General features: G+C 67.1%; 19 protein-coding genes and 1 tRNA gene. 11 read left to right on the top strand and 9 right to left on the bottom strand.

What is annotated here, in order from left to right:
• The first annotated feature begins 134 nt into the window (after positions 1 to 134).
• The 6 genes from AC06DU_RS11695 to AC06DU_RS11720 all read left to right on the top strand — a co-directional run bounded on the left by AC06DU_RS11695 (position 135) and on the right by AC06DU_RS11720 (position 6176).
• The gene (locus AC06DU_RS11695) at positions 135 to 2072 is read left to right on the top strand and encodes a heme lyase CcmF/NrfE family subunit (RefSeq protein WP_478202467.1); all 1938 of its coding nucleotides are present in this window, start codon (positions 135 to 137) and stop codon (positions 2070 to 2072) included.
• A complete protein-coding gene (locus AC06DU_RS11700) occupies positions 2065 to 2667 on the top strand; it encodes a DsbE family thiol:disulfide interchange protein (RefSeq protein WP_478202469.1) in 603 nt (200 codons plus the stop codon). The genes AC06DU_RS11695 and AC06DU_RS11700 overlap by 8 nt, the downstream gene beginning before the upstream one ends.
• The gene (locus tag AC06DU_RS11705) at positions 2664 to 3098 is read left to right on the top strand and encodes a cytochrome c-type biogenesis protein (RefSeq protein ID WP_024939985.1); all 435 of its coding nucleotides are present in this window, start codon (positions 2664 to 2666) and stop codon (positions 3096 to 3098) included. Before AC06DU_RS11700 ends, AC06DU_RS11705 begins: the two co-directional genes overlap by 4 nt.
• Positions 3098 to 4111, top strand: coding sequence for a tetratricopeptide repeat protein (locus tag AC06DU_RS11710; protein ID WP_478202470.1), 1014 nt, complete (start codon positions 3098 to 3100; stop codon positions 4109 to 4111). The genes AC06DU_RS11705 and AC06DU_RS11710 overlap by 1 nt, the downstream gene beginning before the upstream one ends.
• A gap of 446 nt (positions 4112 to 4557) precedes the next feature.
• On the top strand, positions 4558 to 5760 hold the full coding sequence (gene metX / locus AC06DU_RS11715; protein ID WP_024939987.1) for a homoserine O-acetyltransferase MetX: 1203 nt from the start codon (positions 4558 to 4560) through the stop codon (positions 5758 to 5760).
• Positions 5754 to 6176: a DUF1294 domain-containing protein gene (locus AC06DU_RS11720; RefSeq protein WP_478202472.1), complete on the top strand. Its 423-nt coding sequence runs from the start codon at positions 5754 to 5756 to the stop codon at positions 6174 to 6176. The genes metX and AC06DU_RS11720 overlap by 7 nt, the downstream gene beginning before the upstream one ends.
• 74 nt (positions 6177 to 6250) lie before the next feature.
• On the opposite strand, the gene AC06DU_RS11725 is transcribed toward AC06DU_RS11720, so the two are convergent.
• The 3 genes from AC06DU_RS11725 to cydD all read right to left on the bottom strand — a co-directional run bounded on the left by AC06DU_RS11725 (position 6251) and on the right by cydD (position 10494).
• Positions 6251 to 7012 carry an energy transducer TonB gene (locus AC06DU_RS11725; protein ID WP_146091059.1) on the bottom strand — a complete coding sequence of 254 codons (762 nt, stop codon included), beginning with the start codon at positions 7010 to 7012 and terminating at the stop codon, positions 6251 to 6253.
• Between the two features lie 63 nt (positions 7013 to 7075).
• Positions 7076 to 8752: a thiol reductant ABC exporter subunit CydC gene (gene cydC, locus AC06DU_RS11730; protein ID WP_478202473.1), complete on the bottom strand. Its 1677-nt coding sequence runs from the start codon at positions 8750 to 8752 to the stop codon at positions 7076 to 7078.
• A complete protein-coding gene (gene cydD / locus AC06DU_RS11735) occupies positions 8749 to 10494 on the bottom strand; it encodes a thiol reductant ABC exporter subunit CydD (RefSeq protein ID WP_478202474.1) in 1746 nt (581 codons plus the stop codon). The genes cydC and cydD overlap by 4 nt, the downstream gene beginning before the upstream one ends.
• A 148-nt stretch (positions 10495 to 10642) precedes the next feature.
• Here cydD and AC06DU_RS11740 point away from each other — a divergent pair, with 148 nt between their 5' ends.
• The 5 genes from AC06DU_RS11740 to AC06DU_RS11760 all read left to right on the top strand — a co-directional run bounded on the left by AC06DU_RS11740 (position 10643) and on the right by AC06DU_RS11760 (position 15123).
• On the top strand, positions 10643 to 12265 hold the full coding sequence (locus tag AC06DU_RS11740) for a cytochrome ubiquinol oxidase subunit I (RefSeq protein ID WP_478202475.1): 1623 nt from the start codon (positions 10643 to 10645) through the stop codon (positions 12263 to 12265).
• A 16-nt stretch (positions 12266 to 12281) separates the two neighbouring features.
• Positions 12282 to 13433: a cytochrome d ubiquinol oxidase subunit II gene (cydB, locus tag AC06DU_RS11745; RefSeq protein ID WP_478202476.1), complete on the top strand. Its 1152-nt coding sequence runs from the start codon at positions 12282 to 12284 to the stop codon at positions 13431 to 13433.
• 92 nt (positions 13434 to 13525) lie between these two features.
• Positions 13526 to 13636 carry a cytochrome bd-I oxidase subunit CydX gene (gene cydX, locus AC06DU_RS11750; protein ID WP_024939993.1) on the top strand — a complete coding sequence of 37 codons (111 nt, stop codon included), beginning with the start codon at positions 13526 to 13528 and terminating at the stop codon, positions 13634 to 13636.
• Between the two features lie 60 nt (positions 13637 to 13696).
• Positions 13697 to 13773: transfer RNA gene (locus tag AC06DU_RS11755), tRNA-Pro, on the top strand.
• 123 nt (positions 13774 to 13896) lie between these two features.
• Positions 13897 to 15123 (top strand): CynX/NimT family MFS transporter, encoded by a 1227-nt coding sequence (locus tag AC06DU_RS11760; RefSeq protein WP_024939994.1) that lies wholly within the window; start codon positions 13897 to 13899, stop codon positions 15121 to 15123.
• On the opposite strand, the gene AC06DU_RS11765 is transcribed toward AC06DU_RS11760, so the two are convergent.
• From AC06DU_RS11765 to AC06DU_RS11790, 6 genes are all read right to left on the bottom strand, one after another.
• A complete protein-coding gene (locus tag AC06DU_RS11765; protein WP_024939995.1) occupies positions 15104 to 17017 on the bottom strand; it encodes a CocE/NonD family hydrolase in 1914 nt (637 codons plus the stop codon). The two genes, AC06DU_RS11760 and AC06DU_RS11765, sit on opposite strands and share 20 nt — an antisense overlap.
• Before the next feature lie 127 nt (positions 17018 to 17144).
• Complete coding sequence (locus tag AC06DU_RS11770; RefSeq protein ID WP_184625102.1) at positions 17145 to 18389, bottom strand: glutamate-5-semialdehyde dehydrogenase; 1245 nt, start codon at positions 18387 to 18389, stop codon at positions 17145 to 17147.
• A gap of 130 nt (positions 18390 to 18519) precedes the next feature.
• A complete protein-coding gene (proB, locus tag AC06DU_RS11775; protein ID WP_024939997.1) occupies positions 18520 to 19674 on the bottom strand; it encodes a glutamate 5-kinase in 1155 nt (384 codons plus the stop codon).
• Positions 19675 to 19687: 13 nt separating this feature from the next.
• On the bottom strand, positions 19688 to 19948 hold the full coding sequence (locus AC06DU_RS11780) for a YciI family protein (protein WP_478202477.1): 261 nt from the start codon (positions 19946 to 19948) through the stop codon (positions 19688 to 19690).
• The gene (locus AC06DU_RS11785; protein WP_024939999.1) at positions 19948 to 20301 is read right to left on the bottom strand and encodes a cupin domain-containing protein; all 354 of its coding nucleotides are present in this window, start codon (positions 20299 to 20301) and stop codon (positions 19948 to 19950) included. The genes AC06DU_RS11780 and AC06DU_RS11785 overlap by 1 nt, the downstream gene beginning before the upstream one ends.
• Complete coding sequence (locus AC06DU_RS11790) at positions 20301 to 21596, bottom strand: argininosuccinate lyase (protein ID WP_102581581.1); 1296 nt, start codon at positions 21594 to 21596, stop codon at positions 20301 to 20303. The genes AC06DU_RS11785 and AC06DU_RS11790 overlap by 1 nt, the downstream gene beginning before the upstream one ends.
• Between the last annotated feature and the right edge of the window lie 84 nt (positions 21597 to 21680).

Here is a 21680-nt window from a genome sequence, read left to right on the forward strand (position 1 = left end):
TCGCTTGCAGCTTGCCTGCGTGGCCGACGATGTCGCGATGCCTGGGCAGGCGCCTGCAGACGCTGCCCGGATGACGCCCCTGCATTGCGCCGGCAAGCGTCGCACCACTGCATGCCCGCCAACGCGCCAACCCGATGCTGCCTGAGCTCGGTACCTTCCTGCTGATTCTGGCCTTGCTGGTGGCCCTGGTGCAGGCCGCGCTACCGCTGGCCGGTGCGCAGCGTGGGCGCAGCAGCTGGATGGCGGTCGCGCGGCCGGCCGCGTTGCTGCAGCTGGGCCTGATCGCAGCGGCCTTCGCGCTGCTGACGCATGCCTTCCTGGTGCAGGATTTTTCGGTGCGCTATGTCGCCGAGAATTCCAACAGCCTGCTGCCGGTGATGTATCGCTACTCGGCGGTATGGGGTGCGCACGAAGGCTCATTATTGCTGTGGACGCTGGTGCTGGCGCTGTGGACCGGTGCGGTGGCGCTGTGGTCGCGGCAGTTGCCCGCGCAGGTGGTGGCGCGCGTGCTGGGGGTGATGGCGCTGGTCAGCATCGGCTTCCTGGCGTTCCTGCTGTTCACCTCCAATCCGTTCGCGCGCTTGTTGCCGGTGCCGCTGGAAGGCGCCGACCTGAATCCGCTATTGCAGGACCCGGGGCTGATCATCCATCCGCCGATGCTGTATTGCGGCTATGTCGGCTTTGCGGTGCCGTTCGCCTTCGCCATCGCTGCGTTGCTGGAAGGTCGCATGGATGCGCGCTGGCTGCGCTGGACGCGGCCGTGGACCAATGTGGCCTGGGCCATGCTCACCGTCGGCATCGCACTCGGCAGCTGGTGGGCGTATTACGAGCTGGGCTGGGGCGGCTGGTGGTTCTGGGACCCGGTGGAAAACGCCAGTTTCATGCCGTGGCTGGTGGGCACCGCCTTGCTGCATTCGCAGGCGGTCACCGAAAAGCGCGGCAGCTTCGCCAGCTGGACCTTGCTGCTGGCGATCGCCGCCTTTTCGCTGTCGTTGCTGGGCACCTTCCTGGTGCGCTCGGGCGTGCTGACCAGCGTGCATGCGTTTGCGGCCGACCCGTCGCGCGGCCTGTTCATCCTGGTGTTCCTGCTGGCGGTGGTCGGTGGTTCGCTGCTGCTGTACGCACTGCGTGCGCCGCGCCTGTCGCTGGTCGATGACCCGCGCCGCGCGTTCGCCGGCAGCTCGCGCGAAACCTTGCTGCTGTTGAATAACCTGCTGCTCGCCTGCGCCTGCGCGATGGTGTTGCTGGGCACGCTGTATCCGCTGCTGGCCGACGCCTTGGGCCTGGGCAAGCTGTCGGTGGGGCCGCCCTACTTCGGCACCTTGTTCCTGGTGCTGATGGCGCCGCTGGTGGCGCTGTTGCCGTTCGGCCCGCTGACCCGCTGGCAGCGCGAGCAGGCCTCGCGTCCGCTGGCGATGCTCGCACCGTGGGCAGGTCTGGCGGTTGCCGCAGGCGTGCTGGCCTGGTTCGCCGCGCCGCAGGGCCAGTGGAAGGCGGCACTCGGCGTGGCCGGCGCGGCCTGGGTGCTACTGGGCACGCTGCGCTTCCTGTGGACGCGGCGCGCAGCCAAGGGCCGAAAGCTCACCGCCGAAATGCTGGGCATGCTGCTGGCGCACCTGGGCGTGGCGGTGTTCCTGGCCGGTGCGTTGCTGGTGGAATCACTGAGCCTGCAGCGCGAGGTCGCACTGGCGCCCGGGCAGCAGATGCAGATCGGCCGCTACGCGCTGCACTTCGATAATGTCGAAGAGCTGCGCGGGCCCAATTACGTCTCCGACCGTGCCAATCTGCAGGTGCTCAAGGACGATGCGCCGGTCGGCCTGCTGCATGCGGAAAAACGCCGCTACGCCAGCGGCGGGCAGACCTTGACCGAGGCGGCGATCCGTCCCGGCCCGTTCGGCGACCTGTATGTCGCGCTTGGCGAACCCCTGGGCAATCAGGCCTGGGCGGTCCGCGTCCACCTCAAACCGTTCGTCCGCTGGATCTGGCTGGGAGCGCTGCTGATGGCGCTTGGCGGCCTGGTCACCGCGGCCGACCGGCGTTTTCGTCGTTCTCCGGAGATCCAAGATGGTTGAGTCACGTTCACCCCGCCTGCCTACTGCGGTTCTGGTGGGTGCCATCGTGCTGCTGCTCGCGCTGGCAGCGCTGCTGGTCTATGCGGTGGTGCGCTCCGGTCAGGACGATCGCGATGCCCTGCCCTCTGCGCTGATCGGCAAGCCGGCGCCGGAGTTCGCGCTGCCGCTGCTGCACGACCCCAGCATCGTGGTGCATGCGCGCGAACTGCGCGGCGCGCCGTACATCATCAACGTGTGGGGTAGCTGGTGCCCGGCCTGCCGCGAGGAGCACCCGGTGCTGAGCCGCTTTGCGCTGACCAAGCGCGTGCGCGTGATCGGCTACAACTGGAAGGACGAGCGCAACGATGCGCTGCGCTGGCTCGAACAGCTGGGCAACCCCTACCTGCTGGTGGTCGCCGACAAAGACGGCCGTACCGCGATCGACTTCGGCATCGCTGCGGCACCGGAGACCTTTCTGGTCGACGGGCGCGGCGTGGTGCGCTGGAAGTACAGCGGCATGCTCACCCAATCCATCATCGACACGCAGCTGATTCCGATACTGAGCAAGATCGAGCGCTCGCCCAGTGCCGCTCCGGACCTGCACGCCAAGCAATGATGCGCGCCTGGCTGCTGACGCTGCTGCTGTTGCCCTGGCTGGCGCTGGCCCAGCCGGTCGGCGACCCGGCGCCGCTGCGCTACGCCTCGGCCGAAGAAGAAGCGCGCTTCCATGCGCTCACCGCCGAGCTGCGCTGCGTGCAGTGCCAGAACCAGTCGCTGGCCGATTCCAATGCGCAGATCGCCCAGGACCTGCGCCGCGAAGTACTGGCGCTGATGCACGCAGGCCGCAGCGATGCGCAGATCCGCCAGTTCCTGGTCGCGCGCTATGGCGAGTTCGTGCTGTACCGCCCGCGCGTGGAATCGCGCACCTGGCTGCTGTGGTTCGGCCCGCTGCTGGTGTTGTTGCTGGGCGCTGGCGCCATTGTGCTGCTGGTGCGCCGACGCAGCGTGGCTGCGCCTGCCCTGCCCGCCGATGAGCAGGAGTGGTGATGGTCGGCTTCGTCAGTGCGGTGGTGGTGCTGACCCTGCTCGTCTTCGGCGTGGCGCTGCGGCCGCTGTGGCGCGAGGCGCGCGGGCTGACCGCCAGCATCGCGGTGTTGCTGCTGACGGCGAGCGCAGCGCTGTACTGGCTGGTCGGCACGCCGAGCGCGATTCAGGCGCCGGCCGAGCGGCCGGCCACGCCACGCTCGCTGGATGAGGCCATCGTGCAACTGCGCGCCGCACTGGCGCGCAATCCCGATCAGGCCGAAGGCTGGGTATTGCTGGGGCGCTCGCTGTCCAGCCAACAGAAATTCGCCGAAGCGCGCGATGCGTTTGCGCGCGCGGTTGCGCTGCGTCCGGACGAGCCGGATGTGCTGGTGGCTGCCGCGCAGTCGCGCATGCTCGCCGACGACAGCGGGCGCCCGGATCCGCAGGCCATGCGCCTGCTGGAACATGCGCTGGCGGTGCAACCGGACCATCAACGCGCACGCTGGTTCCTGGGCGTGGTGCAGCGCCAGGCCGGTGAACCGGCCAAGGCCAGCGAGACCTGGGAGCCGTTGTTGCGCGTGGTCGATGCCTCTACCCGCCCCGGCCTGCTGGAACAGATCAACGCCGCGCGCCAGGAAGCCAGGCTGGCGCCGATCCAGGCACCGGCTACGCCTGCCGCCGATGCAGCCAGCGGCAAACGCATCCAGGTACGCGTGACGCTGGATGCCGAGTTCGCCAAACGCGCCGGGTTGCCGGGCGACACCAGCGTCTTCGTGATTGCGCGCGCCGCCGACACGCCGATGCCGGTGGCGGTGGAAAAACACGCGCTGCGCGAGCTGCCGTTGACCATCACCCTGGACGACGGCGACAGCCCGATGCCGACGCGCCGGCTGTCGTCGCTGGACACCGTGCAGGTGCTGGCACGGCTGTCGCGCAGCGGCAATGCGATGCGCCAAGCCGATGACGTCGAGAGCGTGCCGGTGATGGTGGAACTGCCCACTGCCGCGCCGGTGGAGCTGGTAATCGGTCGCTGATTGCCCGCCACGTTTGGTGACTACGCTTGAGGCCAATGGACCAAAAGCGGTTAACAAAAAACGCAGGCGCGCCATCACGTTGTCAGCTGCCGTCAGCGTCATCTGGATAATCCAAGCCGCGTTGGTCGAACGCGCGATGCCCTCGCCGCGCCAGAGAGTGAATCGGTTGCGTTGTTGAAACCATGCACCCCGACAATCTCCACTGGTCCTTGCCCGCCCACCGTCGCGGGACCTTACGCGGCATGGATGCCGCGTAAGAGCCTACAAAGACGTACTTGCGGCGTGTCCTGCGACGGTGGGCGGGCAAGGGCCCTGCAACCAAACAGCAGATCCGCCGCTCTGCAGAGTGGCATCACACAGAGCAACGACTCAAACCGATTCCCCATTCCCGATTCCCCATTCCCATCCTGCCCCCCGGCACCTGCCATGGCAGATAGAATTGCCGCATGACCGAATTCATTCCCCCCGGCACGCTGTTCCACGCGCTGCCCTCGCCGTTTCCGATGAAGCGCGGTGGTGTGCTGCTGCAGGCGCGTGTCGCCTACGAAACCTGGGGCACGCTGGCAGCCGATCGCAGCAATGCGGTGTTGATCGTCACCGGTCTGTCGCCGAATGCGCATGCCGCGGCAAATCCGGCCAATCCAGAGCCGGGCTGGTGGGAAGCAATGCTCGGGCCTGGCAAGCCGATCGATACCGAACGCTGGTTCGTTGTCTGCGTCAATTCGTTGGGCAGCTGCAAGGGCTCGACCGGCCCGGCGTCGATCGACCCTGCCACCGGCACGCGGTATCGCCTGGGTTTCCCGGAACTGTCGATCGAAGATGTGGCCGATGCCGCAGCCGACGTGGTGCGCGCGTTGGGCATCGAACAACTGGCCTGCCTGATCGGCAACTCGATGGGCGGCATGACCGCACTGGCGTTGTTGCTGCGCCACCCCGGCATCGCGCGCAGCCATATCAATATCTCCGGCAGTGCGCAGGCGCTGCCGTTCTCGATCGCGATCCGCTCGCTGCAGCGCGAAGCCATCCGCCTGGACCCGCACTGGAACGGCGGCCATTACGACGACACGCATTACCCGGAATCGGGCATGCGCATGGCGCGCAAACTCGGCGTGATCACCTACCGCTCGGCACTGGAATGGGATGGCCGTTTCGGCCGCGTGCGGCTGGATTCCGAACAGGCCGCCGACGATCCGTTCGGCCTGGAATTCCAGGTCGAAAGTTATCTGGAAGGCCATGCGCGCCGCTTCGTGCGCTTCTTCGATCCCAACTGCTACCTGTATCTGAGCCGCTCGATGGATTGGTTCGATCTGGCCGAGTATGTCGACAACAGCCCGGCCATCGACGCGCATGTCGATGGCACGCAAGCCGACAACGCCGCTGTCGCCGCCAGGCCGGATACAGGCATCTCGACCGACGCCACGGTGCTGGCCGGACTGGCGCAGATCCGTATCGCGCGGGCGCTGGCGATCGGTGCCAACACCGACATCCTGTTCCCGGTGCAGCAACAGGAACAGATCGCCGAAGGCCTGCGCGCCGGCGGTGCCGAGGCACACTTCATCGGGCTGGATTCGCCACAAGGCCACGATGCCTTCCTGGTCGATTTTGCGCGCTTCGGGCCAGCGGTACGCAACTTCCTGGATGCTTGCTGATTTCCAGACCTGCGCAACGGCGTCGCGGCACGTCCCAGCAGCAGAGCCTGCCGCGCAAGACGCTCGCCCTGCTGTTCCTGATCGGCATGACTGCCATGGTGGTTGCAGGCCACCTGCCGGCGCTGCTGGCGCTGTGGTACGCGGCTACAAGCTTGCTGGCGATGCTGATCTACCGGCTCGACAAGAGCGCAGCCCAACGCGGCCGGCAACGCACACCGGAAGCCACCCTGCACCTCATCGCACTGCTCGGCGGCTGGCCGGGCGCGTTGCTGGCGCAGGCGCTGTTCCGGCATAAATCCAGCAAGGCAGCCTTCCAGCTGCGGTTCTGGATCACTGTCGTAGCGAACGTCGCCGCCTTGTATTGGGCATGCCGCCAACCTGCGCTGATGGCTGCGTTGGACGCACTGCCTGATTAAAAGCAACACACGCGACAAACCATAACCGAGCGTTGCCCGCATTCATCAGCATTGCCTCGCTCGGTTGGCCACGACTAGCCCCTGGGCAGAAGCTTTACCGGCGAGTCCACTACCACGGTCTGGTCTGCGGTGTCTCCAAGCGCCTGGAGGCATTCCGGCGACAACGCCTGCCGCGTCAGCTCCAACGAGCGCTGGTTGTTGAGATCGCGCGGAGTGGTCGGGCCGCCAGACAAGGTGATATTCGTCTGCATGCGGGTGGACACCGGCACATTGTTCAACTGCTCGGGTTTGAAACGCTGCGCCCTGACCCATTGCGCCGCCATTCCCTCCAACCAGCGCGCCCCGCGTGCGTCGGTCGGACTGCTGATGTGAACCTGCTCGAACGTTGCGCGCCCGTTCGCCAGCACGTTGTAGTCAATTGTCAGCTGCAACGCCGTGGCGGACAGCAGGCCCGGTGGTGGAGCTGATCTGGGCTGGAACTGCACAAGTGTCGGCCGGTAAGGACCATTGCCTGCATTGGCGATCGCCAGATTGACTGCATCTTGTTTCGGCACCAGACATGCTGCGACCTGCACATAAGTGACCGCTGAGACTGGCTTGCCTTGCTCGGTTGGCGGTGCGAATGTCCACGCGCCGACTCGACGCTCAATGGAGTCCCGCAATTTTTCGTGCAGGCCCTTATCGGCCTGCGCCGAAACGATGGAACCATCGGGGCCGACCTCGACCCTGACCTGTGTCATGAACGCCGAAGGCTTGCCGACCTCGGCCACTGCGGCCTGCGACAGGCAAGCAGCCACACAGAGCACTCCCTTCATCCATCCTTGCATGTGCTGCATCATCGATTCCTGTCGAAGTGGTTACACGATCCTCGCTGATGGCAGCCGCCCAGGCAAGGCCATCTAGGCCAACGGCTCCAGCGCACCGGCCCGCAGGCGATAACGTCGCTGCACCACGCCATCGGGCACGCTGTCGTGGGTGATCATCACAAGGCTGCGCTCGCCCAGCGCGGCAGCTAGATCCAGCAGCAAGGCGTGTGCGGTATCCACATCCAGGCCGTCGGTGGGTTCGTCCAGCAGCAGGATCGGCGCCTCGCGCAGCAAGGCGCGCGCCAGCGCCAGCCGGCGCGCCTGGCCGGCCGAGAGCGTGGCGCCGTTTTCGCCGACCCAGGTGTCCAGACCGTTTTGCGCGGTGGCCCAGGCGCGCAGACGCACCTGGTCCAGCGCGTTCCACATGGCCGCATCGCCTGCGCCGGCATCGCCGATGCGCAGGTTGTCGCGCACCGTGCCGGCAAACACCGGGGCATTCTGCGGCAGCCAGGCGATGCGTTGATGCCATTGCGCCTGCGCGAAATGGCGCAGGTTGATATCGGCGTAGCTCACCTGCCCGGCCTGCGGGTCCCACAGCCGCAACAGCACTGCGGACAAGCTGCTCTTGCCGCTGCCGCTGTCGCCGCTGATGGCGATGCGCTCGCCAGGCGCCAGGCTCAGATCGAGCGCCTGCAGCAGCGGGCGTCCACTGCCCGGCCACGCAAAACTGACCTGTTGCAGGCGCAGCGTGCCGCTGCGTGGCGCATCCACTGGCTGCGACGGATCGACGACCGACGGCGCCTGATCGACGATGGACTGCAGGCGCCTGGCCGCAACGCGCGCGCTCTGCAGCGCCTGCAAGGCGAGCCCGGCGCCGGCCCAGACCTCCAGCAATGCCATGGTCAGGAACACCAGCCCAGCCGCCATTTCCGCAGCAATCAATCCACGTTCTGCCGCGCTCAACCCAAGCCACAACATGCCGGCCAGACCGATACCGCCGCAGACCGCATGCAGCAGATTGCCGCCGATCAGGCGACGGCGCTGCAGGCGATCGCCATCGACCACCGCCGCCGCCGTTGCATCGACCTGATGCAGCCAGGCACCTTGCGCATCCACCGCAGCGAGATCGGCCGCACCTTCCAGGCCCTCGAACGCCTGCGTGCGCAAGGCGGTGCGTTGCCGGGCGCGCAGCTGTTCGCGCTGCGCACCGCCGCGCGCCACCTGCCACGGCACCATGCCGCCGATGACCACGCCCAGCACCACCAGCAACACGCCAGCCGGCGGATAGATCAGCGCCGCTGCCACCACGCCGGCCACCCAGATGCCGAGCAATGCGCTCAACGGCGCCAACGCGCGCACGCTCACGCCATCGACCTCGCCGATGTCGGACATCAGCCGCGCCAGCAGATCGCCGGTGCGCGTGGCCGACAGGCGGCCCGGCGCCAGCGGCAACGCGCGGCGGAAGAACCACACGCGCAGGTCGCGGGCGATGCGCAGCGTGGCGTCGTGGCCGATCAATTTTTCGCCATAACGCGAGACGATACGCGCGAAGGTCAGCGCGCGAATGCCTGCCGAGGGCGAAAAGAAATTGAAGCCGCTGCCCATGCCGGCGACACCGGCCAAAGCAGCGGCGGTCAGGAAACTGCCGGACAGGCCGAGCAAGCCCACGCCGGCCAGCATGGTGACAAGCACCAACAGCGCCGACAGCAGCAGGCGCCAGGCATGCCGGCGAAACACATCGCGCAGACGGTCGGGCTGTGTGCCGTTCATGGCAGCTCCGCTGTGACGGTGGCGCCGCGCAGGTCGATCACCGTGTCGGCCCAGCGCATCACCGCGGCGCTGTGCGTGGCCAGCACCACCGCGCGGCCGCGTGCGAACACACCCAAGGTGCGAAGCAACTCCGCTTCGGTGTCCGGATCGAGGAAGGCAGTGGGTTCGTCCAGCAGCAACAGGTCCGGCTCGCGCAGCAACAGCCGCGCCAGGGCCACGCGCCGCGCTTCGCCACCAGACAGCCCGAAGCCGCGTTCGCCGATCTGCGTGTCCAGGCCTGCAGGCAGCTGCGCGGCAAAGCGCAGCACCTGTGCGGCGTCGGCCACTGCATGCAGGCGCGCAGCGCCGGCCTGCGGATCGGCCAGGCGCAGGTTGTCGGCAATGCTGCCGTGAAACAGATACGGCCGCTGCGTGGCATAGCCGATGCGGGTTCCCGGCCGCAGCACCACGCTGCCGGCCTCCGGCGCCAGCCAGCCGGCCAGGCCCTCCAGCAAGGTGCTCTTGCCGCTGCCGCTGGCACCGATCACCGCCACGCGCTGCCCGGGCTGCAAGGTCAGCGAAAAATGCGCGACCACCGTGTGCGGCGCGCCCGGCGGCCGTAGCGCAAGATCGCGCGCCTGCAGCAGCGGGGCGTGTGCCTGGGCCGGTTCCAGTGCGCGCAAGGGCGGCACCGTCACCGCTGGCGTTGCCGATGCCGGCGCGAATCCTTCCAGCAGGCGCTCGGCTTCGGCCACCGCCGCCAGCGCATTGGCACGGTCGTGGTAATGCGCCGCCAGCCGCCGCAACGGCGCAAAGAATTCCGGCGCCAGCAGCAGGCAGAACATGCCCGCGCCCAGCGTCGGCAAGCCGTGCAGATCCAGCATGCCCAGATAGGTCAGGCCGAAGTACAGCGCCACGATCGCCACGCTCACCGAGGCGAAGAATTCCAGCACCGTGGACGACAGGAAGGCGATGCGCAGCACCTTGAGTGAGCGCTCGCGCACGCCTTCGGCCGCGGCGGCAATGCCGCTCAACTCGGCCTCGCCGCGGCCATACACGCGCAGCAGGCCCAGGCCCTTGAGGCGATCGGCAAAGTGCCCGCCCATGCGTGCCAGTTCGCTCAGCTGGTCGCGCCCGGCGGCTTCGGCGCCCCAACCCACCAGCATCATGAAGAACGGAATCAGCGGTGCGGTCAGCAGCAGCACCAGGCCCACCACCCAGTCGACCGAAAACACCGCGACCAGGATCAGCGGCGGCACCAGCAGCATCTCGGTGCGTGCGAGCTGGTAGCCGACGAAGTAGCCCTCCAGCGCATCGGTGTGCGCCAGGCTCAATTCGCCCAGTTCGCCGCTGCGCTGCCGGCGCAGCCACACCGGCCCGTGCTGCACCAGGCGGCGCGCAATGCGGGCACGCAGTTCGCGCCTGGCCATATCGGCCACCTCGCCGGTCAGCGACTGCGCCCAGGCATTGAGCAGCGCGCGCCCTACCAGCGCACAGACCAGCCCCGCCCCCACGTCGCGCAATTGCGCCAGCGCCAGATGCTGCACCAGCACCGCCTGCAGCAACCACGCGATCGCCGCCGCCTGCGCCAGCAGCAGTACCCCAGACACCGCCACCGCCACGCCGGCCAGGCGCCGCGCACGCGTGGCCGGGGCCGCCAGTGCATCCAGCCATTGGCCGCGTTGACGGCGCTGGGCTGGCGTTTCGCTGGCTCGCACGCTGGGCTGGCTCACATCGCTCTCAAGGAAGACATCGTGTTGCAAGCGATTGTAAGTCGCCACTTCCCGCTACGGGCTGCGCATTGTGCCGCACCCGCCCACCTCGGCATTGATCTGGATCAACGCGCGTGTCGCGGCAAGCGCAGATGATCGGCTGCATTCCTTCATCGACACCCAACCAGGCCCACCCGCCATGATCGACTCGACAGTTGTTGAACTGTCGCGGCTGCAGTTCGCAGTCACCGCGATGTACCACTTCATCTTTCCGCCGCTGACCATGGGCCTGTCGTTCCTGCTCGGCATCATCGAAAGCGTCTATGTGATGACCGGCAAGGACATCTGGCGGCGCATGACCATGTTCTGGGGCGTGCTGTTCGGCATCAACTTCGCCATGGGCGTGGGCACCGGCATCGTGATGGAATTCGAGTTCGGCATGAACTGGTCGTACTACAGCCATTACGTCGGCGACATCTTCGGTGCGCCGCTGGCGATCGAAGGCCTGATGGCGTTCTTTCTGGAGGCGACCTTCCTGGGCCTGTTCTTTCTCGGCTGGAACCGGCTGAGCAAGGTGCAGCACCTGGCCACCACCTGGCTGGTGGCGCTGGGCAGCAACTTCTCGGCACTGTGGATCCTGATCGCCAACGGCTGGATGCAGAACCCGACCGGCGCGGTGTTCAACCCGGACACCATGCGCATGGAAGTGGTCGATTTCATGGCGGTGCTGTTCAACCCGGTGGCACAGGCCAAGTTCGTGCACACCGTCAGCGCCGGCTACGTGCTCGGCGCGGTGTTCGTGATGGCGATCAGCGCGTTCTATCTGCTACGCGGCACCCATGTGGAGATGGCGCGGCGCTCGTTCGCAGTGGCTGCCGCGTTCGGCCTGTTGTCCTCGCTGTCGGTGGTGGTGCTCGGCGACGAGAGCGGCTACGCCGCCAACGAACACCAGAAGATGAAGCTGGCGGCGATCGAGGCGATGTGGGAAACCGAAGCCGCCCCGGCCGACTTCACCGCATTCGGCATTCCCAACCAGCAGACCCATCGCAACGACTACGCGGTCAAGATCCCGTACCTGATGGGCTTGATCGCCACACGTTCGCTGGACCAGCCGATCCCCGGCATCCTGGAACTGGTCGGCCGTGCCGAGCATCGCATCCGCGGCGGCCAGATCGCCTACGGCGCGCTGCAACGCATCCGCGCCAACAAGGACGATGCCGAAGCACGCAAGGTCTTCGAGGCGCATTGGCAGGATCTGGGCCATGGCCTGCTGCTCAAGCGTTATCGCGACAATATCGGCAATGCCACGCCGCAGCAGATCGCCCAGGCCGCGATGGACACCGTGCCGCGGGTGCTGCCGCTGTTCTGGACCTTCCGCATCATGGCCGCCATCGGCATCTACCTGATCGCCTTCTTCGCCATCGCGTTCTGGTTCGCCTGCAAGCACAACTTCCAGGAAAAACGCTGGTTCCTGACCCTGGCGCTGTGGAGCCTGCCGCTGCCGTGGATCGCGATCGAGTGCGGTTGGTTCGTGGCCGAGTACGGCCGCCAGCCATGGGCGGTGGAAGGCGTACTGCCCACCTTCTACGCCGCCTCGGGACTGGATCTGTACGAAATCGTGTTGACCCTGGTCGGCTTCACCGCGCTGTACACCACGCTGTTGGTGATCGCGATCAAGCTGTCGCTGAAGACCATCCGCAAGGGCCCGGATGCGCTATTTCCACCGAGCCAACGCACCCCGTCGCCGCACGGCAGCTCTCCCCACGCGTCCTCACCCGACGCCCCATTGAGCACCGGCGCGCTGGCCGGCGGCGCACCGTAAGCCAGGAGAGACAACCATGGATTTCATCTTGCTCGACTACACCACATTGCGCGTGATCTGGTGGCTGTTGCTCGGCGTATTGCTGTCCGGCTACGCGGTGATGGGCGGCTTCGATCTGGGCGTCAGCACCCTGCTGCCGCTGGTGGCCCGCAACGATGCCGAACGCCGGCTGGTGATCAACACCATCGGCCCGGTCTGGGAAGGCAGCCAGGTCTGGTTGATCCTGGGCGGCGGCGCGATCTTCGCCGCATTCCCGCCGTTGTATGCGGTGAGTTTTTCCGGGTTCTATCTGGCGATGTTCCTGATCCTGTTCGCACTGATCCTGCGCCCGGTCGGGTTCAAGTTCCGCGGCAAGCTGGCCGACCAGCGCTGGCGCAGCAACTGGGACTGGGCGTTGTTCGTCGGCGGCTGCATTCCGGCGCTGATCATGGGCGTGGCGGTCGGCAATGTGCTGCTCGGCGTGCCGTTCCACTTCGACGACAGCATGCGCACGTTCTACACCGGCAATCTGTTCGGGCTGCTGACGCCGTTCGCGCTGCTCGCCGGCCTGCTCAGCGTGGCGATGTTGATGGCGCACGGCGCGGCGATGCTGGTACTGAAGACCGACGGACCGGTGGCCGAGCGTGCGGCGCGTTTCGGCAGCATCGCCGCGCTCTGCGCGGTGGCGTTGTTTGCCGCCGCCGGTGCATGGGTGGCGCTGGGTCTGCCGGGCTATGCAGTGACTTCGCTCCTGGCCACCGATGCGCCGACCAATCCGCTCGGCAAGACCGCCGCACTCACCGCAGCCGGCGGCTGGCTGCACAACTACAGCAGCATGCCGGCCACATTGATGGCACCGCTGATCGGCCTGGTCGGGCTGGCCATGAATGCGCTGCTGTTGCGTGTGCGTCGCGGCGGCCTGGCGTTCATCGCCTCGGGTTGCGCCATCGTCGGCATCGTCTTTACCGTCGGCTTTGCGTTGTTCCCGTTCCTGTTGCCCTCGTCCACCGCACCGAGCGCAAGCCTGACGCTGTGGGATGCTTCCAGCAGCCGCCTGACGCTGTGGATCATGCTGCTGGCGACCACGCTGTTCATGCCGATCGTGCTGGCCTACACAAGCTGGGTCTATCGCGTGCTCAAGGGCAAGGTCACCGCCGACGAACTCTCGGCCAATCCAAACGCCTATTGAGCATGCCCGCTGCGCGTTGCGATGCACAGCTGCATCGCGCTCGCAGCAGGCCTCAACCTCGCACCTGCTTCAACGACTCAAGGAGAACGACAATGTGGTACTTCGCCTGGATCCTCGGCACCGGTCTGGCCGCACTGGCTGCCGTGCTCAACGGCATGTGGTTCGAAGCACGCGAGCCGGAGCGTGGCCAACCGCATCAGTAAAATTATTTTCGCTAGATGCTTGCCGATTCCGCATTCCCTATGTAATATACGCGGCTCCTTCGGGGTGTAGCTCAGTCTGGTAGAGCGCTACGTTCGGGACGTAGAGGTCGCAGGTTCGAATCCTGTCTCCCCGACCAGTTTCAAAACACAAAACCGGCCTCGTGCCGGTTTTGTGTTTTCAGGCGCTGGCGCATGCATGCGCGCAGTGCGGATGGTCTGTCATGTCTGTTGTCATTGCCGCTGCCTCCCCTTCCGCCCGGTTGCGTGGTCGCGGCTTGGTGCTGGCTGCCATTTTGTTGTCCGCCTTCAACTTGCGTACCGCGGTGACGTCGCTGACGCCGCTGCTGGAACGCATTGCCGACGAGTACGCATTCGGCGCGCCCACCATGGGTGCGCTCGGCATGTTGCCGACGGCTGCATTCGCACTGACCGGTGTGGCCACGCCGGCCTTGCTGCGCCGCTTCGGCCTGCTGCGCACCGCGCTGCTGTCGATGGCATTGGCCACTGTCGGCCTGGTGTTGCGCCCGCTGCTGCCGGGCACTGCCGGACTGCTGATCGGTTCGCTGGTGGCACTCGCCGGCATGGGCATGGGCAACGTGGTGTTGCCGCCGCTGGTGAAGCGCTATTTCGGCGATCGCGTCGGCGGCGTCAGCACGCTCTACATCACCGTGCTGCAGGTCGGCACCCTGCTGCCGGCACTGCTGGCGGTACCGGTGGCCGATGCGCTGGGCTGGCGCAGCTCGATGGTGGTGTGGGTGTTGCCGGCACTGCTGGCATTGGCGGCCTGGGCCATGGTGCACACCAGCCACCGCCGCATTCACGCGACCGGGCCGGCACCGGTCACACCCACGCCCGAGGCCGAGGGCCGCGTGGCACGCACCGCCCTGGGCTGGAGCATGGCGGTGACCTTCGGCATGACCTCGCTGGTCACCTATTCGATGTTCACCTGGTTGCCGACGCTGCTGCGCGAAGCCGGCGCCTCGCCCGCGTTCGGCGGCACCATGGTGGCGCTGTTCGCGGCACTGGGCATGGTCGGCGCCTTGACCATGCCGGCGCTGGCGGTGCGCATGCGCAACCCGTTTCCGATCGTGCTGCTGTGCGCGGCCTGCCACCTGGTCGCGTTTGCCGGGCTGTGGTGGGCGCCGCTGGCTGCGCCGATCCTGTGGGTGACCCTGCTCGGCCTGGGGCCGAGCACGTTCCCGCTGGCATTGGTGCTGGTCAATCAACGCAGCCGCACCGCAGCCGGTTCGGCGGCCCTGTCCGGGTTCTCGCAGGGCATGGGCTATGCGGTGAGCTGCCTCGGGCCATTCCTGTTCGGCTGGCTGCATGCGCACCACGGCGGCTGGACCTCGCCGTTCGTCTTCCTGGTGATCTGCATCCTGGTGCAGCTGGCCGCCGCCTGGGTGGCCTGCCGTCCGCAGTTGCTGGAAGACGTCTGGGCGCCGCCGCCACGCGGCGCCCGCGCGGTCAACGTACCGGCAGACTGATGTAGCTGGGTTGCTCGGGGCTCACATAGACGCGCTGGGTGGCCTTTCGATAATCGCCGGGCTTGGCGAAGAAGATGTTGTCCACGTAGGTCTGCGGATTGCGGTCGTACAGCGGAAACAGGCTGGACTGCACCTGCACCATCACCCGGTGGCCCGGCTGGAAGGTGTGGTTGGCGGTCGGCAGGCCGAACTGGAACGCCAGCGGCTGATTGGATGCCAGCGGCTTGGGCGTGCTGAAACTCTCGCGATAGCGGCCGCGGAAGATCGCCAGCGACACCGGCAACTCGTAGCCGCCCATCTTGGGACTGGACGCCATCTCGTCCGGATACACGTCGATCAGTTTCACCACCCAGTCGCTGTCGCTGCCGCTGGTGGAGGCCTGCAGATGCACTTCCGGTGCGCCGGCGATCTGCAGGGGTTCGGTCAGCGGCTCGGTGACGAAGGTCAGCACGTCCGGGCGGCCGTCGACGAAGCGCTGGTCCTGCACCAGCCAGGTGGTCCACATGCTGCGATCGCCGAAGTCCACCGGGCGCGGCACGAACGGTACCGGCTTGGCCGGGTCGGCCACGTACTCCTCGAAACCCGGCTGCCCCGCCGCCGGCCGCTGGAACGACAGCTTGCCGCCGGCCTGCAGGTACAGCGGCTTGCTGCTCGACGCACAGCCCTTGGCGCAGCTGCGCGGCCAGGCCTGCAGACGGTCCCAATGATTCTCTCCGGTGTTGTAGATGAACACCGGTGGCGTGCTCGCCTTGGGCGCGCCATCGACCAGGTATTGATCGAAGAACGGGCGCAGCACGTCGTGGCGGAACTGGCGCGCGGTATCACCGTCGAAATTCAATGCGCCCAACGCGCTGCCGTCGTAGTTGACCTGGCTGTGCCGCCACGGCCCCATCACCAGGTAGTTGAGCGTATTGCTGCGGTCACGTGGCTCCATCGCCGCGTAGCTATGGATGGCACCCCACATGTCCTCCTGGTCCCACAGCCCCTGCAACCACATGGTCGGCACCTTGAGCGGGGTGCGCGCCATCACCTTGTCCAGCGCCTGCTCCTGCCAGAACGTATCGTAGGCGGCGTGTTCGGTGAGCTTGTGCCACCACGGCAGCTGCTCCAGGCCGGCGGCCCTGGCGAAATCGCCGGCCGAGCCGGCGCGCAGCAGGTTGCTGTAGTCGTCATGGCCCTGGCGCGCGATGCCGCTGCCCTTGCCGCGCTGGGTGAGCTGGCCGGTGAAATAGTCGAAGTTGACCTGGCGGAACGCGCCGTAGTTGAACCAGTCGTCGCCCATCCAGCCGTCGATCATCGGGCTTTCCGGTACCGCGACCTTGAGCGCCGGGTGCGGGTTGGTCAACGCCATCACCACGGTGAAGCCTTCGTAGGACGAGCCGATCATGCCGACCTTGCCGTTGGATTCCTTGACGTTTTTCACCAGCCAGTCGATGGTGTCCCAGGCATCGGTGGCATGGTCGACCTCGCTGGGATTGAGCGCACCGCGCAACGGCCGGGTCATCACGTAATCGCCTTCGGAGCCGTACTTGCCGCGCACGTCCTGGATCACGCGGATATAGCCGCCTTCGACGAACACGTCGTCGCCCTGTGCGAGCAGGTCCTTCATATGCGGCGAGGCCATGCGCTCGGTGCGGCCGCTGGCGTTGTACGGCGTGCGCGTCAGCACCATCGGCGCATTGCGCGCGCCCTTGGGCAGCACGATCACCGTATGCAGCTTGACCCCGTCGCGCATCGGGATCATCACCTCGCGCTTGATGTAGTCGTTGGCGGCATCACCTGCCACGAACGGCTTGCCGGTGATGTCCGGCGTCATCGGCGAGGTTTGCGCCAGCGCGCTGCCGGTGGCGGCGGCAATGGCGGTGGCGAGCAGGCAGGCGGCAAAACGGCGCATCGACGACTCCGGAACGTGCGGGGGCAGTCGTCGACTGTAGGCAGAGCGCGGCCTGCCGGGGGAGTGTCAAAGGTCGTGGTTGCCGGGTAGGTCGTGGTGGCCGGGTGGCTGGCCTGCGTATCGCCGATCAGTGCCGTATCTGGCCCTGGCCCCGCACCACGAAGCGCTCCACGGTCAGCGCCTCCAGGCCCATCGGGCCGTAGGAATGCAGGCGCGTGGTGGAGATGCCGATCTCCGCACCCAGGCCAAGCTCGCCGCCATCGGAGAAACGCGAGGAGGCGTTGACCATCACCACCGCCGAGCGCAGCGACTGCACGAAGTTCTCCGCATTGGCGGCATCCTGCGTGGCGATCACCTCGGTGTGGTCCGAGCCGTACTGGCGGATATGCGCCAGCGCGGTGTCCAGATCCGGCACTACGCGGATGGCCAGGATCAGGTCGAGGAATTCGGCGGCGTAGTCGTCGTCGCTGGCAGCTGCGACGTCGGGCAACAGTGCGCGCGTGGCCGCATCGCCACGCAGCTCCACCTCGCGCTCACGCAGGGCCTGCGCGGCCAGCGGCAGAAAGCGCGCCGCGATGTCGGCATGCACCAGCAAGGTCTCCAGCGCATTGCAGGCCGAGGGCCGGCTGGCCTTGCCATCGACCAATAGACGCACGGCCAGATTCACGTCCGCCGACGCATCCACGAACAGATGGCACACGCCCTTGTAATGCTTGATCACCGGCACACGCGCATGCTCGGCGACGAAGCGGATCAGCCCTTCGCCACCACGCGGAATCGCCAGATCGACGATATCGCTAAGTTGCAGCAGCTCCAGCATGGTCTCGCGGCGCAGATCCTCGACGAGGGTCAACGCCGCCTCCGGCACGCCGGCCTCGCGCAGGGCGCGCTGCAGGGCGCGCGCGATCGCGGTGTTGGAATGTATCGCTTCCGAGCCGCCACGCAGGATCACGCCATTGCCGGCCTTGATGCACAGTGCTGCGGCATCGGCGGTCACATTCGGGCGCGCCTCGTAGATCATCGCGATCACCCCCAGCGGCACCCGCACCTTCTGCACGACGATGCCGTTGGGGCGAACATCCTCGCGCGTGACCTGCCCGACCGGATCGGGCAGTTGCGCCACCTCGCGCAGCGCGGCTGCGATGCCGTCCAGGCGCTTTGTGTCCAGCGCCAGACGATCGAGCATCGCAGCACCAACCCCCTTCTCACGCGCCGCCTCCAGATCGCGCGCATTCGCCGCCAGGATCACCGCCGCATCCTGTTCCAGCGCGGCCGCCATCGCCTCCAGCAAGGCCTGCTTGGCAGACGCGGACAGTTGCGACAGCACTTGCGCGGCATCACGGCATTGCAGGGCTAGGGTTTTGATGGTCATTGTGGAATCGGGAGTGGGGAATCGGGAATGGTAAAAGCGCGCGCCATCACTTTACTGCGATGGAATCGGCAGCGGGAAAGTTGGCTGGAAGCGCTCTTGCGATTCCCCATTCCCGATTCTCGATTCCCCGCTACAAAAGCACCAAATCATCGCGATGCACCACATTCTCGCCGTAGCTGTAACCGAGCACGGGCTCGATCTCACGCGAGTGGCGGCGGGCGATGCGGCGGATATCCACCGCCGAATACTGGCTGACGCCGCGTGCCAGGCAGCGCTCGCCGGCGTCGTCACGCAGGTGGATCTCCACCATGTCGCCACGCCGGAAGTCGCCCTGCGCACCGGCCACGCCGCCCGGCAGCAGCGAGGCGCCCTTGTCGGTCAGTGCGGCGGCGGCGCCGGCATCGATCAGGATCGCGCCCGCTTCCACCGGCGCGTGCCGCAGCCAGTACTTGCGGGCGGCGATGCGCGTGCGTGCGGCATGGATACGCGTGCCGTGCAGGCGATCCTGCGCCAGGGCACGCACCACATCGCCATTGCGGCCGTTGAACAGATAGGTTTCGATGCCGGCCGCGCCGGCCTTTGCGGCGGCTTCCAGCTTGGTGCGCATGCCGCCGGTGCCCACGCTGCTGCCGCTGCCGCCGGCCATCGCCAGCACCTCGGCGGTGAGTTCGGTCACCTCGTCGAGCGGCCGCGCCAGCGGATTGCTGCGCGGGTCGGCGCTGTACAGCCCGTCGATATCGGTGGCGATGAACAAGGCATCGGCATCGACCAAGGCGGCGACGATCGCGGCCAGGTTGTCGTTGTCGCCCAGCTTGAGCTCGTCCACCGACACGGTGTCGTTTTCGTTGATCACCGGCAACGCGCCCAGCCGCAACAACTCGCCCAGGGTGGCGCGTGCGTTGAGATAGCGGCGGCGGTTACGCAGGTCGTCGTGGGTGAGCAACACCTGCGCCACCGGGCGCTCGAAAAAGCGCTGCCAGAGCGCGATCAACTGTGCCTGCCCCAGCGCAGCCAGCGCCTGGCGCGCGGCGATCGGCGCACCGGCCTCGGCAGCCTTCGGCAGGATCGCGCGGCCGGCGGCCACCGCGCCCGACGACACGATCACCAGCTCGCGCCCGGCCATCAGGTTGGCCGAGACGAACTGCGCCAGCCCCAGCGCAAAGCGGGGCGACAGGCCACCGCCATCGGCGGCGAGCAGGCTGCTGCCGACCTTGAGCACTGCGCGTCGCCACGGCGGCAGCGCCTGCTCGGTAAATGACGCAGCAGTGGCGATGGGCGTGCTCATGGCGACAACCTGCTCAGTGCGTGTTCCACTCATGGACGGTCAGCGTGGAGGCATCGCGCAGCGCCAATGGGTCGCGCGCGACGATCTGCTGTGCGTCTTCCAGGCTGGGGACGTTGATCAATACGTATGCGCCACCGCGGCCATCGCTGAAGCTGCCGGTCAGTTCCAGCTGCCCGGCCGCCCGCAGCGTGTCGAGAAATGCACGGTGCGGCTGCACCACATCGGCCGGAAAATCCGGCTTGCGCATCGCCAGCACCAGATAGCGTGTCGCCATCAGCCTGCCTCCTTGTCGGGTGTTGCCTCGCTACGGCCGAACGGCGCGGAAATCACCAGAAAGCGCGCTTCCATCTCGGACAGGTTGTGCATCTGATGGGTGGAACCGGGCGGCACATGCAGGCCCTGCCCGACCCCGAGCACATGCTGCTCGCCATCCAGCTGCAGCATCACCTCGCCGGCCAGCACATAGAAAAAATGCCGCGCGCGGCTGTGCCGGTGACGCAGCTCGGCCGCGCCGGGCGGCATGTGCTCTTCGAGCACGCTCAGGTTGGGGTCGCGCAACAGGTGCCAGCCGTCGCTGGCTTCGCCCCAGGGGTAATGCTCGGCGGTGTCGGTGCTGATCGCGGCCATCAGACCAGCGCCTGCCAGCGGGCACGCAGGACGTCCAGCTGCAGATCTGCGGCGGCGCCTGGCGAGACGCGGGCGGCCAGGCTGCCTTCCGGCGTGCGCCCCTGCCCTGCGGTGTCGGCCGATTCCGCGGCCGCCTTGTAGGCCTCGCGGAACGGCACGCCGGCAACCGCCGCTTCCACCGCCACGTCGGTGGCGTACATGCCCGAATCGATCGCCGCACGCAGCTTGTCCGGACGCCATTCCAGATTGGCCAGCAGGGCCGGCAGCAGTTCCAGTGCCGCCAGGCCACGCCCGAAGCCGTGCACGATGGCGCCCTTGCTGCTCTGCAGGTCGCGGTGATAGCCCGATGGCAGCGACAGCAGCTGTTCGATCTCGGTCCGCGCGGCGGCCACGCTGGCGTGGGTGGCACGCATCAGTTCGATCACGTCGGGGTTGCGCTTGTTCGGCATGATCGAGCTGCCGGTGGTGTATTGCGCCGGCAACGCGACGAAGGCGAACTCGCCGCTGGTGAACAACGACAGATCCCAGGCGATCCGGCGCAGGTCCAGCGTTGCGCTGCCAAGCGCCTCGAGCGCGGCCAGTTCGTACTTGCCACGCGAGAGCTGCGCATAGATCGGCGACACCTGCAGGCGTGCAAAGCCCAGCTCGGCAGTGGTATGCGTACGGTCCAGCGGCAGGTTGACGCCATAACCGGCGGCGGTGCCGAGCGGATTGCTGTCCACCAGGCGCAAGGTATCGGCCGCACGCACCGCGTCGTCGATAAAGGCCTCGGCCCAGCCCGCCCACCACATGCCGGCCGAGGACACCACCGCACGCTGGATATGCGTATAGCCCGGCACCGGCAACGCGGCTTCTGCCTGCGCGCGGTCCAGCGCCACCTTGGCGATCTCCGCGCCAAGCTCGGCCACGCGTTGCAGCTTGTCCTTCAACCACAGGCGGGTGGCGACCAGGATCTGGTCGTTACGGCTGCGCCCGGTGTGGATCTTGCGGCCGGCATCGCCCAGCCGTTCGGTCAGGCGCGCCTCGATCGCCGAGTGGCAATCCTCGTAGCGCTCGTCCAGCACGAACGCGCCACTGCGGAAATCGGCCGCCAGCAGGTCGAGCTGCTCGCTCAGTCCGCCCAGCTCCTGCAGCGACAGGATGCCGATGTGCTGCAGTCCCTGCGCATGCGCCTTGCTGGCAGCGATGTCGTACAGGAAGAACTCGCGGTCCAGGATGACGTCGTCGCCGGCCAGGAAGCTCTGGATCTTGGCGTCCACCGCCACGCCGGGTTTTTGCCACAACAGATTGGTCATCGGAAAGCGTCTCGAAATAAATTGTCAGCTTAAATCCCCGCACACGGAGGTGCGGGCTGTCGCGAGGGACTCGCACCTTTGAAT

The sequence above is a fragment of the Xanthomonas sp. NCPPB 3200 genome (assembly GCF_056393585.1).

Excerpts from the sequence above, each read along its gene's own strand:
- AC06DU_RS11695 (WP_478202467.1), top strand. The coding sequence starts at position 135 with ATGCTGCCTGAGCTCGGTACCTTCCTGCTGATTCTGGCCTTGCTGGTG.
- AC06DU_RS11700 (WP_478202469.1), top strand. The coding sequence starts at position 2,065 with ATGGTTGAGTCACGTTCACCCCGCCTGCCTACTGCGGTTCTGGTGGGT.
- AC06DU_RS11705 (WP_024939985.1), top strand. The coding sequence starts at position 2,664 with ATGATGCGCGCCTGGCTGCTGACGCTGCTGCTGTTGCCCTGGCTGGCG.
- AC06DU_RS11710 (WP_478202470.1), top strand. The coding sequence starts at position 3,098 with ATGGTCGGCTTCGTCAGTGCGGTGGTGGTGCTGACCCTGCTCGTCTTC.
- metX (WP_024939987.1), top strand. The coding sequence starts at position 4,558 with ATGACCGAATTCATTCCCCCCGGCACGCTGTTCCACGCGCTGCCCTCG.
- AC06DU_RS11725 (WP_146091059.1), bottom strand. The coding sequence starts at position 7,012 with ATGCAGCACATGCAAGGATGGATGAAGGGAGTGCTCTGTGTGGCTGCT.
- cydC (WP_478202473.1), bottom strand. The coding sequence starts at position 8,752 with ATGAACGGCACACAGCCCGACCGTCTGCGCGATGTGTTTCGCCGGCAT.
- AC06DU_RS11740 (WP_478202475.1), top strand. The coding sequence starts at position 10,643 with ATGATCGACTCGACAGTTGTTGAACTGTCGCGGCTGCAGTTCGCAGTC.
- cydB (WP_478202476.1), top strand. The coding sequence starts at position 12,282 with ATGGATTTCATCTTGCTCGACTACACCACATTGCGCGTGATCTGGTGG.
- cydX (WP_024939993.1), top strand. The coding sequence starts at position 13,526 with ATGTGGTACTTCGCCTGGATCCTCGGCACCGGTCTGGCCGCACTGGCT.
- AC06DU_RS11765 (WP_024939995.1), bottom strand. The coding sequence starts at position 17,017 with ATGCGCCGTTTTGCCGCCTGCCTGCTCGCCACCGCCATTGCCGCCGCC.
- AC06DU_RS11770 (WP_184625102.1), bottom strand. The coding sequence starts at position 18,389 with ATGACCATCAAAACCCTAGCCCTGCAATGCCGTGATGCCGCGCAAGTG.
- proB (WP_024939997.1), bottom strand. The coding sequence starts at position 19,674 with ATGAGCACGCCCATCGCCACTGCTGCGTCATTTACCGAGCAGGCGCTG.
- AC06DU_RS11780 (WP_478202477.1), bottom strand. The coding sequence starts at position 19,948 with ATGGCGACACGCTATCTGGTGCTGGCGATGCGCAAGCCGGATTTTCCG.
- AC06DU_RS11785 (WP_024939999.1), bottom strand. The coding sequence starts at position 20,301 with ATGGCCGCGATCAGCACCGACACCGCCGAGCATTACCCCTGGGGCGAA.
- AC06DU_RS11790 (WP_102581581.1), bottom strand. The coding sequence starts at position 21,596 with ATGACCAATCTGTTGTGGCAAAAACCCGGCGTGGCGGTGGACGCCAAG.